The organism is Gandjariella thermophila, assembly GCF_005405885.1.
GTDB lineage: Bacteria > Actinomycetota > Actinomycetes > Mycobacteriales > Pseudonocardiaceae > Gandjariella > Gandjariella thermophila.
Window position 1 is genome coordinate 206,826 of the sequence record NZ_BJFL01000007.1, and the last position, 9,745, is coordinate 216,570.

General features: G+C 69.9%; 13 protein-coding genes and 2 pseudogenes. 7 read left to right on the plus strand and 8 right to left on the minus strand.

The window, feature by feature from the left end:
- Positions 1-84 precede the first annotated feature (84 nt).
- Entirely contained in the window at positions 85-510 is a 426-nt protein-coding gene (locus tag FFT21_RS10355; RefSeq protein ID WP_137813575.1) for an uL11 family ribosomal protein, read from the plus strand.
- Between the two features lie 28 nt (positions 511-538).
- On the opposite strand, the gene FFT21_RS10360 is transcribed toward FFT21_RS10355, so the two are convergent.
- Entirely contained in the window at positions 539-1,387 is an 849-nt protein-coding gene (locus FFT21_RS10360; RefSeq protein ID WP_137813576.1) for an SDR family oxidoreductase, read from the minus strand.
- Positions 1,388-1,568: 181 nt separating this feature from the next.
- On the opposite strand from FFT21_RS10360, the gene FFT21_RS10365 reads away from it, so the two are divergent.
- The gene (locus FFT21_RS10365; protein WP_137813577.1) at positions 1,569-2,249 is read left to right on the plus strand and encodes a TetR/AcrR family transcriptional regulator; all 681 of its coding nucleotides are present in this window, start codon (positions 1,569-1,571) and stop codon (positions 2,247-2,249) included.
- A gap of 67 nt (positions 2,250-2,316) precedes the next feature.
- Here the strand turns inward: FFT21_RS10365 and FFT21_RS29680 are convergent.
- Positions 2,317-2,424 (minus strand): annotated as a pseudogene (locus FFT21_RS29680) (hemerythrin domain-containing protein); the annotation flags it as partial.
- Positions 2,425-2,677: 253 nt separating this feature from the next.
- Between FFT21_RS29680 and FFT21_RS10375 the strand changes: the two are divergent.
- On the plus strand, positions 2,678-3,079 hold the full coding sequence (locus FFT21_RS10375; RefSeq protein WP_225978269.1) for a hypothetical protein: 402 nt from the start codon (positions 2,678-2,680) through the stop codon (positions 3,077-3,079).
- Positions 3,080-3,122: 43 nt separating this feature from the next.
- Here FFT21_RS10375 and FFT21_RS10380 read toward each other — a convergent pair whose 3' ends face one another.
- Complete coding sequence (locus tag FFT21_RS10380; RefSeq protein WP_137813578.1) at positions 3,123-4,328, minus strand: helix-turn-helix domain-containing protein; 1,206 nt, start codon at positions 4,326-4,328, stop codon at positions 3,123-3,125.
- 203 nt (positions 4,329-4,531) lie between these two features.
- On the opposite strand from FFT21_RS10380, the gene FFT21_RS10385 reads away from it, so the two are divergent.
- The 3 genes from FFT21_RS10385 to FFT21_RS10395 all read left to right on the plus strand — a co-directional run bounded on the left by FFT21_RS10385 (position 4,532) and on the right by FFT21_RS10395 (position 5,613).
- Entirely contained in the window at positions 4,532-4,741 is a 210-nt protein-coding gene (locus FFT21_RS10385) for a hypothetical protein (protein ID WP_137813579.1), read from the plus strand.
- A 120-nt stretch (positions 4,742-4,861) separates the two neighbouring features.
- The gene (locus FFT21_RS10390; protein WP_137813580.1) at positions 4,862-5,224 is read left to right on the plus strand and encodes a hypothetical protein; all 363 of its coding nucleotides are present in this window, start codon (positions 4,862-4,864) and stop codon (positions 5,222-5,224) included.
- An 11-nt stretch (positions 5,225-5,235) separates the two neighbouring features.
- Complete coding sequence (locus FFT21_RS10395; RefSeq protein ID WP_225978270.1) at positions 5,236-5,613, plus strand: hypothetical protein; 378 nt, start codon at positions 5,236-5,238, stop codon at positions 5,611-5,613.
- A gap of 129 nt (positions 5,614-5,742) precedes the next feature.
- Here the strand turns inward: FFT21_RS10395 and FFT21_RS10400 are convergent, their stop codons facing one another.
- From FFT21_RS10400 to FFT21_RS10420, 5 genes are read right to left on the minus strand one after another with little or no spacing between them, the layout of a single operon-like run.
- Complete coding sequence (locus FFT21_RS10400; protein WP_137813581.1) at positions 5,743-6,729, minus strand: methyltransferase domain-containing protein; 987 nt, start codon at positions 6,727-6,729, stop codon at positions 5,743-5,745.
- Complete coding sequence (locus tag FFT21_RS10405; protein ID WP_192909465.1) at positions 6,726-7,115, minus strand: lasso peptide biosynthesis B2 protein; 390 nt, start codon at positions 7,113-7,115, stop codon at positions 6,726-6,728. Before FFT21_RS10405 ends, FFT21_RS10400 begins: the two co-directional genes overlap by 4 nt.
- Positions 7,116-7,168: 53 nt before the next feature.
- Positions 7,169-7,435 carry a PqqD family protein gene (locus FFT21_RS10410; RefSeq protein ID WP_137813583.1) on the minus strand — a complete coding sequence of 89 codons (267 nt, stop codon included), beginning with the start codon at positions 7,433-7,435 and terminating at the stop codon, positions 7,169-7,171.
- Positions 7,436-7,446: 11 nt separating this feature from the next.
- Positions 7,447-9,237 carry an albusnodin/ikarugamycin family macrolactam cyclase gene (locus tag FFT21_RS10415; protein WP_137813584.1) on the minus strand — a complete coding sequence of 597 codons (1,791 nt, stop codon included), beginning with the start codon at positions 9,235-9,237 and terminating at the stop codon, positions 7,447-7,449.
- Between the two features lie 9 nt (positions 9,238-9,246).
- Positions 9,247-9,405 (minus strand): lasso RiPP family leader peptide-containing protein, encoded by a 159-nt coding sequence (locus tag FFT21_RS10420; protein WP_192909467.1) that lies wholly within the window; start codon positions 9,403-9,405, stop codon positions 9,247-9,249.
- Between the two features lie 217 nt (positions 9,406-9,622).
- Here FFT21_RS10420 and FFT21_RS10425 point away from each other — a divergent pair.
- Positions 9,623-9,745, plus strand: a pseudogene (locus FFT21_RS10425) (IS5/IS1182 family transposase); the annotation flags it as partial.

Consider the following 9,745-nt stretch of genomic DNA (forward strand, 5'->3'; position numbering starts at 1 on the left):
GTCCGGGTTTCGGGTTGAGTCTCCAGTAACCGCAGGCCATAGCGTCCCGCGCCGTCGATATCGCCGACCGGCAAGGGGCAGGCCATGCCATCGAAGAAGAAGCCGCTGTTGCGGACCACGCTGGAACTCCCGGCGGGCGACGCTCCCATGGTGGAGCTGGGCAAGGCGCTCGGGCAGACCGGCGTCAACCTGATGGAGGTCAAGAAGCAGTACGACGCGGCCACCATCGCACAACGCGGCGACGTGATACCCGCCGCCGTGACGGTGTTCGAGGATCGGTCCTTCGAGCTACGGCTCCGAACACCGCCGACCGCGTTCCTGATCAGGAAGGCGCTGGGTGGTAAGGGAGCCGCGCGACCGGGACACGACACCGCGGGCACGCTGAGCCGCGCGGGGCTGCGGGACATCGCCGAGCGCAAGCTGCCCGACCTGAACACCACGGACATCACCGTGGCGATGCGCATCGTCGCCGGGACCGCACGCTCGATGGGCGTCCGGGTCGAGCCGTGACGGCCGTGGCCCGCGGCGGGACGCCGGTTCAGCCGGACTGGCTCAGCACCAGGCGGTCGCGGAGCCGGTCGGGGAGGCGCGCGACGACCGAGGCGATACGGGCGTCGCGGCCCACCAGGTACCGCGTCCGCGGCCGGCGAGCGGTCAACGCGTGCTCGATCACCCTGGCGACCTCGTCCGGCGGGATGCCGGCGGTGTCGTTGCGGCGCGCGCTGGCCCGGGCGGCCGCGACCTGGCCGCCGTACAGCTCGTGGATCGACTCCGGGGCCGCCTCGAGCAGCCGGTCCGCCGCGGCCACCGAGGTACCCCAGATCGGCGTCGCCACCGCGCCCGGCTCGATGAGCGACACCTCGATACCCCACCGGGACAGCTCCATGCGCATGGTGTCGGTGAGGGCGGCCAACGCGAACTTCGACGCGGTGTAGGCACCGAGCATCGGCGAGGCGATCCGGTCGCCGATCGAGCCGACGTTGACGATCCGGCCGCGCGCCGCCCGCAGCAGCGGCACCAGCGCCTGGGTCACCGCGATCTGGCCGATCACGTTGACCTCGAGCTGGTGGCGCAGCTCGCCCGGCGGCAGGAACTCCACCGGCGCGGCGACCGCGATGCCGGCGTTGTTGACCAGGCCGTTCAGCCCGCGCTCGGCGACCTCGGCGCGCACCACCTCGGCGGCCGCGGCGATCGCGTCCTGGTCGGTGACGTCGAGTTGGACCGGCAGCACGCGGTCGGCGAGTTGCTCCTTCAGCGCGGCGCCGTCCTCCTCGCGGCGCACCCCGGCGATGACCCGGACTCCTCGCCCGGCCAGCCGGCGAACGGTGGCGGCACCGATGCCCTTCGATGCCCCGGTGACGACGACGGTGCGCGGGGAGGCTGCCATCGGCGGGTCCTTCCTGGGAGCGGTGGGCCGTGCGGAGGAGTGTAGGCACTGCCAACATTGTTGGCAACGCCTACATTGGCGCTAGATTCGCTCGGGGGCGCGGCTCGGGCCGCCGGCCCACCGCCAGGACGGGACGGGCGGCGCGCGAAACAGCGCGGCCGGAGGGAAGGAGCGGGCCACGGTGCTGGGACGAGGGTGCGGGCACGGCGGCAGGGGCGACAACCCCCGCCGCCCGTACCACCATGGGCGGCTCCGCGAGGAGCTGCTGGCCGCGAGCCTCGACCTGCTCGCCGAAACGGGGATCGACGGCCTCTCCCTCCGCGAGGTCGCGCGCCGGGCCAGGGTGAGCAAGACCGCGCCCTACCGGCACTTCGCCGACAAGCAGGCCCTGCTGGACGCACTCGCGGCGGACGGCATGCGGCTGCTGGCCGAGCGCATGCGCGCGGCGGTGGACCGCGCCGGAGTGCGCACGCTGGACCGGCAGCTCGCGCTGGCGGGCGCCTACGTGCGCTTCGCGCTGGACCGGCCGGCGCAGTTCCAGCTCATGTTCGGCCGCTCCAAGGCCGGTTACGCGAACGCGCCCGAGCTGCACGAGGCGGCGGACGCGGCGTTCGAGGTGGCGCTGGAGGTGGTCCGCTATGGACAGTCCCGAGGGGACATCGCCGGCGGCGACCCCGCCGTGCCCGCCAGCGTGGCGTGGGCCCTGGTGCACGGTGTCGCCACCCTCGCGGTCGCCGACCACCTGGCGCCGCGAGACGATCCGGAGGCGGTCGACGCGCTGGTGCGTTCGGCGGTCACGAACCTCGACGCCGGGCTGCGGCCGCGGCCGGCGACCGGGGACCGCGCGGGTCCGCCGGGTTGACGACCCGTCCGGTCAGGGGCTGCGCCACCCGGCTTGCCGGCCGTTCCGCGGCACGGCGGCGGTGCGCTCAGTGCGCGCGGCCGGAGAGCGCGTCGCGCATCCGGTCGATCAGCCCGGCCCCGGGGGCGAGCAGCCGGTTGGCCGGCGGCCGGTCCGGCGCCGACGGCTGCGGCCGGTGGGAGCCACCTGGTGCGGGGCACCCTGTTCGTCCGCGACGAGTCCCCGTACCGCATGGGGCGGGCCTAACGCTACACAACACGAACACCCTCACGGCGGAAGGTCCTGAGATCAGGATCAAGCCGGTGGGTACCCGTCGCGTGTTCTCGGGCGGTGGTGCCCGATGAACGCCGAGACGATCATCAGGGGATTGACCACTGCCCAGGCCGATGTCGCTGTGCGCCAACATCGCCGCCGCGCCGGAGCTGAGCGTGTTCGCCGTGGCGGTCGCGGCGTGCCCGCCGCTGGCGCTGCTGCTGGCGGTCGAACTGCTCAACCGGGCGCTCAAACGCCGCCACACCGAGACCACCGGCGAGACCGCAAACGAGACCACCGAGACGACCGAGACCGACAGCGAGACCGCACGGCCAGCCCGCCTCTCGGTGATCTCGGCCCAGTCTCGGAAGCAGCCGGAGCCGACCGCCGAACAACGCAGGTGGGCCTACTACCAGACCGAGCGAGCCAAGGGACGCACGCCCACCGGCGCGGAACTGGACCGGATCGCCGGAACGAACAACTACGGCCGCCGCGTGCTGCGCCGGTGGCGTAAGACCGGGCAAGTTCCATCCATCCGTAACCAGCAGTCGCCGGTGCGGATGAATCTGCCCGCATGATCAGGGTCGTAGCGGCACGACCGTCACGGTCGTGCCGCTTGGGTCAGGCGTTCTGGACGCCTGCCCAGGCGGCCAGGCGTGCGACCGGATCGGTTCGGCGGCGTGCGCGGGCCAGGGTGCGGATGGTTTCGTGGACCATCGGGTGGTATTTGGCCTGCTGGGGTGCGGTTTCCTTGGCCTTGTAGAGGCTGCGGGTGGCTTTGTCGTGGTCGCCGTGCAGCAAGAACCCGCGCGCCACGTCGATCCAGTGGTGTCCGGCGCGTTCCCGTTGGGTGTGCGGCGGGATGTCAAACCGCTCGGCGCGCTTGATGGCCTCGGTGCCGTTCATCGCCTCGACCGCGAGGCCGACGGACCAGATGTTGACGTTGGTCGGCCCGAAGCACAGGCGGTAGTCGTCGCGGTCGGCACCGAGCCGTTGGGCCGCTTCGTTGGCTTCGTTCCAGTGGGCGTCTGCGGCCGCCGTGTCGCCGGATCGCGCGGCGGCAAGGCCGGATTTGAGATGCAGGTTGCCCCAGACGGCGATGGCGGGCGCGTCGCTGCCGCGAATGCGGTCTTCGATGCGTGCCCGGCTGTGTTCGAGCAGCCGCAGGGCACTGTTCCAGTCGGCGGCACTGATCATTTCGCCTGCTCGCTGGTAGTGGCCGACCAGCACGGCCAACTCGTCTCCGCTGCGTTCGGCGGCCCACTCGTAACGGTCGACCGCCAGGGACGCTAGGTCGATGTAGCCGAGTTTGTAGGCGGCCTGGCTGGCGGCGTAGTACGCCTCGGCCAGCAGCCAGTAGGCGCGTTCTTGTTCCGCACCGGTGGAGTTCCACACCTGCGCGCGCAGCTCGGCTAGCAGGCCGGGAAGCTCGGCCCCCAGAGCGTCGAGGTTGACAGCGTGCCGGTGTTTGGACGCCTGGGCGACGGCGGCGGCCAGCTCCTTCATCGAACGCGGGCGAATGGCTTCATCCGGCGGGATGGTGTAGGCGGCCAGCTCGCGGCGCAGCGGCGGGATGGTGGCGTGGATGCGGTGTTCCGCGCGGCTGCGGTGTTCAAACGGCTGGCCCAGCAGGTCGGCGACGCCGGTGTTGAGTGCCCGCGCCACGGCGGAGACGAATGCGGGCGAGGCAGGGGCGCGGCCTTGTTCGACCTTACGCACGAGCGAAGCGGACACGTTGGCCCGTTGGGCGAGCTGGTTTTGTGTCAGTCCGGCGAGCTTGCGGGATTCGGCGACTCGGTGCGCTATGCCGCCTTCTGGCTGATCCATCCGGGCGACCCTCCGTCCCTTGGTCGTGTCCTGAACACGATGCTACGGAGCCCGTTCGCGTTACCAACCGTGATTGTCAGTTTTTTGTCACTTTGCGCAGGAACGTACTCGTAGCGTCACCACGGTACGCCGGAAGATCGCGAGTAGGGGAGGGCGCTATGACCACCGCTCAGCGGCGCGGTTCGCCGCTTACCAGGTGGACCGTGGGTTGTACCGATGGGCTCCAGCGTCCGAGGTCCGTAGCCACCTACCGCCACGACGACGGCGACCGCGTGGTGCTGCTTGCCCCGCCGGGCGAGGCCGCGTTGCTGACACCCGCCGCCGCTCGCGAGTTGGCGGAGCACCTGCAACAGCAGGCCACCGCGATCGAGGCGGGCCAGCACGCGCGGGTACTGCCGTTCATCCGCCGGTGAACCCGTTCGGCCGTGCCGGACCCCGAGCGGCACGGCCGGGCACCAGCGGCGGCGGCCCTGTCGTTGACCCCCGACCTCCGGCAGGGTCGCCGCCTTCCAGCCGCAGGAAGCGATACGCCGATGACACGACCACTGACCAGCGAGGAAGCGCCTCACATCGCCGCGATTGAGCGCAGCATGGACGCCGGTTTCACGTTCCTGAACTTTCGTGGACCGAATGGCGGTGCCGTCGAAGCGATCTACGCCGAGCGCTGGACGCCCCAGGGCGCGGTGGAGACCTACGTGCTGCGCGGGATGACCGAAGCGATCGCGGCTCGGTTCCGAGCCGAGGACTACCCGGAGGGAGACCCGCTGTGGGAGACCAGCGGCACGGTCGCCGACGTGATCACCGCTCTTCTGGACCTGCCGCCGCACGGCACGCCCGGCGCGCCAGTCGTGGCCCGGCGCGCGTCCAGTGCCCTGTGGCTGCCCGGCCTCCGGTGACCCTCGCAACGATGAACCCGCTGTCCCGTCAGGCAGTCGAAGACCTGGGCCGACGCCTGTACGTCGAAGGATTCCGGCCGCTGCCGGATGCGGACGACGGCACGGTGATCGGTACCCGCCTGTGGCGAGTGCGCGCCGGATACGTCGAATACCTGGCGTTGCGCCCGAACGGACTGGCCCACGCCGTACGTGCCGAGGCCAGGTTCGACTACCACCACCCCGCCGAGCACGGCCGGGTGGTGGAGCACCGATTCGGCTACGCCGTCAACGCCCTGGATTGGCTGCTGAGCACCAGCAACACGCACGCAAGCTCACGGTGGCGGCCCTACGTTCCTCCGGCCGGGGCCACCGAGCCGAGTTGGCCCCGAGACGACGCGGACGGCCCGTGAACCCGCGAGGCGCCCTGAACCCCGAGTGGCATATGTCCGCAACGATGCGCGCATTCACCCGCTGCCACTCGGTCCTGAGGGGCGGGGGACGAACACGAGTCCCCCGCCCCCTCCCTCGGCACAGGCGTGTTAGTAGCGCAGGCAGGGACGCCACCCGTCGTCGGTTGCCGTGAAAACCACGGCGGCTGCGTCGAATCCGGGCTTGCCCGCGTGCTCCCAGGCATCTCGGAGGCTGCGCAACGTGTTCATGGTCGCCGCCGCGCCACAAGCGACCACCGAGCCGTCGCGCAGCACGAGCGCGGTGCCCTCCTGGTTGGTGAAGCCGAAGCCCTGACCGATGCCAGTGCTGGCGCTGATTGGAGTGCCGTCGCTGACGCTGCTGATCAGGTAGCCGGTGAAGTCCCGCCACTCGGTGGGGTTGATCCATTCCCGGTGTGGTTCGGCTGCGGCGAGTTGACGGACGATCGATTCCGCCTGCTCGGGCGCAACATCATGTCCGCTGATGCTGATCCACGCCCGCTCGCCCGCGTCGGTGGTGACGATGCTGTCGACGTAGCGCAGCGGCTGGCCGAAGTCGGTGACCGGTTCCGAGGTCATCTCGATGAAGCTACCGGGATGCGCCGTTGCGTCGGCGGGTTTGCCGTGGTCGATCCGGCACCGGATGACAGCGTGCGCGTTCGCGATGTCGATAATCTTGACAGGGGTCACGATGACGGCACCGTCGGCCGATTGCTGAACCCATTGTTCTGGAAGAACATGCGGGGTGGTCCAGCCGATGATCCGATCGTAGGGAGCCCCGGTTTCCCATCCCTTGGTGCCGTCGATGACGTGGATTTCGACGTGACTGTTCCCGGCGCGCTGGTGAAGCTCGGCGGCGCGGGCGACCAATTCCCGATCCACATCCAACGAGACCACGTGTCCCGACGGCCCCACGGTTTCCGCGAGCACGGCGGCGGTGTATCCGGTTCCAGTGCCGATCTCCAGCACGCGCATTCCCGGTTCTATATCGGCGAGCGCTACCATTTCGGCGATCCGCGTGGGGCTGCTGCTTTGCGGAATGGGGTCGCCGGTGTGGGGGTCGGTGGTCCAGTAGTCGTAGTCGATGCCTGCGGTCACGGTGTGATTTCTCCTGTCGGTTCGGATGGCACGGTCAGGATCGTGCGGTAGGTGGGCATGACCTCCAGCTCGGCGACGGGCTGGCCTGCCGCGTCGGCAAGCCAGGCGTGCATGGCGATCGGAGGAGTTTGGCGCACGCCGAGGCACCACGTCGCGCGGCGGCGACGTGCCGCCAGCAGCACCAGCCCTGCGAGTGAGCGTTCCAGGCAGGCGACGCGGAAGGGCAGCCAGGTCGCTGCGGCATCCACCGCGTGCAGGGCTCGCTCGATCTCGCCTCGGGTGGCCTCCCGGCCGGTGTTCACGGCACGAACGAATCCGGTGATCCGCCCGAACGGCAGCAAACGGACGGCCGCCCGCACCGTCGTCACAGCGAGGGCGGCTGCCACGGTACGGGCTCGTCCGGGCTGAGTCGCTGACGGCGGCGCGGCCATTGGTGTGCTCATGGCTGCCACCGGATGAGCTGGGCGTCGTGCAGCCTGCCTACCAAGGAGGTCAGGTCCGACCGGGCACGCTCCTGCGGTATTCCGTAGTGGTTCGCGATGGACACCGCAGCTCGTTCCGGATCACCATCGGATTCCGCGATCGCTGTCCACATGGCCGCTGCGGTGGGATTCGCCCGGAACACTTTGCCGTTGCGCGATACGGCCAAGAGCGCACCGTCATCGAATATGGTTGTGTGCACGCCGGATTCGGCGACGATCCGCATCTCACGGCCTTTCACTTGCTCTGTTCTTGTTGACGCAGCCACAATTCCGTACCAATCATCGCGTCGAAGGCGGCGAGTCGAATGCTGTGCCCGTTGATTGCTCGGTCCAGCTCAGACATCATTCTGTTTCGATCGAATAGCCCGGCCTCGGCGAGCCGTGAGCTGCCGAGGAGATCGCGCAGTGTGTCGGCGTGGGCACGTAATCCCTGGTATGCGGGCGTGGTGTAGTCGCCTTTCGTCCTCCGGTCCAGCACGCTCGCCGGGACGGTGCCGTTCATCGCGCGCCGGAGTAGTGGTTTGGCTTGCTCGGGCGTGGTCCGCTGCCACGCGGGCACCGACCAGCACGCGCGGACCACGCCGTCGTCCAGGTACGGGGCGTGGTGATTGACCGACCACTGCTCGGCCACGTCAGCGTCCAAGCGCTGCTGCCGCGCGAAGGCGTTCAACGCGAGGAACGCGGCAGAGTCCCCGATGCCCATGCGTCCCGGAACGCTGGCGTGGGCACGGGTTTCCGCGTGCTCACGCAACATGCGCGCCACAGCGGCGCGCCCTTCGTGGGTTGCCCACTCGGCCGCCGCACTGACGCGGAACCAGGAGACCAGCCCGGCCCACCCGCGCCCGGCGCGCGTGTTCTTGGCAAGCTGATCAGCGGCGTTGTGGCACGCCTGCGGATAGCTGGTGCCGCGCAACGCCACGGCCGCGCGGATCAAGGCGTGCGGTGCTTGGTGGCGCAGACGCGCCCACCCTACGGCGTGCCGCCACAGCGCCCGCCCCTGTCGAGCTGACACTAGGTCGGCGAGGTAGGCCGGTGTCGCCAGCAACACGCCATCCCCACCATCACCGGACAAGTGCAGATCGGACCCCGCGGAGCAGACTTGCTGCATCCACCAGCGCTCCCGCGCGCTGGTCACCGCGCCGAGCCACGGTTCATCAGTAAGCGGGGTGCGCTCCAGGTCCGCATACGGCAGCAGCGCGGAAGGCTCCGCGATGACGTGATGGCGCAGCGTCGGCACTTGCCTCGCCGCTTCGGCCGCCACCGCCACGTCGTCCACGCCTTCGGTGGCAACCGTCAGCGCGGGCACCTCGCCTGCCACGGCCGACGCCAGCACCGCGAGGCTTGAGGAGTCCAACCCACCGGAGAAGTCCGCCGTGGGGCACCTCGCGTCGCTGACGCGGCTGCGCACGGCCTGTCGTAGCGACTCGAATAAGGCGGTCGCGCTATCCTCCACATTTGGCCCAGGCGCGGGAAGGGCCACGTGGCACACCTGCGTGGTCGTACCGTCGCCAGCGATCCGCAACGTCCAGCCCGGACGCAGCGCCTTCACGCCGCGCCACGGCGTGCGCGTCCACCACACGTCGGCCGCACCGGGCACCAGCAGATGCGCGGCCAACCAGTCCCAGTCAACTCCCCTGCTCGTCCCTGCACTCAGGAAGCGAGCGTGCGAGCCCGCCACCAGACCGTCGCGGGAATCGCGTGGGTAGTACACGGGACGCTGCCCGGCCAAATCGCCCGAGATCAGCAGCTCATCGGCGCGCGCCGCGAGCACCACGCGGCTACCGCCCACATGCTCCAGCGCGTCCACCTGACCAGCAGCAATGCCGCGCGCTGCTCGCTCCAGCACCGCATCGGCCGCCGGACAACAGCCGAGAACAACGAGGTCACATCCTGGGACGCTCGCATGACGTACCCCGAGACCGGGTGCGGCCGGGCCGTGCCACAGCCGCCATCGCCCAGCGATGGTCAGGCACGGCCGGTCGCCCCCAGGCGGGGAATACTCGTGCGAACCGAGCATCCACCACATGCTGCCGCGTCAGTAGTAGAAGCGCTTGCGGTCAGCGGTGTCATCGAACGACGTGCCGTTGGTCAGCGCAGCGACCTCACCGACCTCCTCCAGCACGGGCGCCTCGTACAGCGGCGGTGCGCCCTCGGAAACATCACCACGCGGGCACTCCACGACTTCGCCCTTCATCGCAGATTCCTTCCCGCGCGCATTCACCCGTATCGAACCCTGCCCGCCTCGCAGCTCCCAGCGCAAGATCATTCCCTCGGATGGCCGTACCGGAACACAAGCCTGGGACCGTCCCACCGCGCGGCAACTCGGTGGTCAACTCAGCAGGCAACTGGGTAGTCAACTTAGAGCGTGTCTCGTTTGGATGTTGCTGGGTAGGCTGCGATGATCTCGCGCCGTGATCGACTCGTTGTCGGAACGGTTGGTGCCCGACGAACTCTGGGCGTTGGTGGAGCCGCTCATCCCACCAGCGAAGGCACGTCCGCAGGGTGGTGGACGCTCGCGCGCAGACCCCCGTGCG

Bases quoted from the DNA above. Each gene is read 5' to 3' on its own strand.
- FFT21_RS10360 (WP_137813576.1), bottom strand. From the start codon at position 1,387: ATGGCAGCCTCCCCGCGCACCGTCGTCGTCACCGGGGCATCGAAGGGC.
- FFT21_RS10415 (WP_137813584.1), bottom strand. From the start codon at position 9,237: ATGTGGTGGATGCTCGGTTCGCACGAGTATTCCCCGCCTGGGGGCGAC.
- FFT21_RS10395 (WP_225978270.1), top strand. From the start codon at position 5,236: ATGAACCCGCTGTCCCGTCAGGCAGTCGAAGACCTGGGCCGACGCCTG.
- FFT21_RS10410 (WP_137813583.1), bottom strand. From the start codon at position 7,435: ATGCGGATCGTCGCCGAATCCGGCGTGCACACAACCATATTCGATGAC.
- FFT21_RS10380 (WP_137813578.1), bottom strand. From the start codon at position 4,328: ATGGATCAGCCAGAAGGCGGCATAGCGCACCGAGTCGCCGAATCCCGC.
- FFT21_RS10390 (WP_137813580.1), top strand. From the start codon at position 4,862: ATGACACGACCACTGACCAGCGAGGAAGCGCCTCACATCGCCGCGATT.
- FFT21_RS10420 (WP_192909467.1), bottom strand. From the start codon at position 9,405: ATGAAGGGCGAAGTCGTGGAGTGCCCGCGTGGTGATGTTTCCGAGGGC.
- FFT21_RS10355 (WP_137813575.1), top strand. From the start codon at position 85: ATGCCATCGAAGAAGAAGCCGCTGTTGCGGACCACGCTGGAACTCCCG.